Genomic DNA, 443 nt, shown 5'->3' with positions numbered 1-443 from the left:
GTTTTCTACGTACGAAATCATCTGTGAGTTGTGCGAGACGATCCCGTTCGAGACGTAGTTGTGAGTCCCCTCGACTTCGAGATCGTACACCCACTCGTCATCTGGTTCGACTCGCTCGATGGACTCAATCTGATCCCAGCGAATATCGCTCTCAGCGAGTTGACCGAGCGCGGCAACGTCGCGTGCGGTGGATCCGCCATCTGTTTTGGCGAAAGCGTCGGTGTCGCTGTCGATGGGGGACCCACACGCGTCCTCGAATGCGTCGACAATTCGTCTGAGGGCGTCCCGACTCGGATTCCGGTTTCCGGCCTCGTAGTGTCGGTACGTGCTCCGTGGTACACCGCACTCGTACTGTGTCAGTCCCAGCGACTCACGCAGTCGACGAAGCGTCGGACCGACGTTTGGGATCACGTCCACGTTCGTGTTCCGATCCGTTTCGAGAT

General features: G+C 58.2%; 1 protein-coding gene. It reads right to left on the bottom strand.

Translation table 11 applies throughout. The features are described 5' to 3' along the window. Positions 1-443, bottom strand: a 443-nt coding sequence (locus tag EXE44_RS18225) for a helix-turn-helix domain-containing protein (protein ID WP_137718065.1), incomplete at both ends; no start/stop codon positions are given.

Origin of the sequence: Halorubrum sp. SS7 (assembly GCF_005435055.1) — an archaeon.
Classification (GTDB): Archaea; Halobacteriota; Halobacteria; order Halobacteriales; family Haloferacaceae; genus Halorubrum; species Halorubrum salinarum.
The sequence above is the reverse complement of the archived record's forward strand: the minus strand, read 5'-3'. Positions and strand labels throughout refer to the sequence as shown.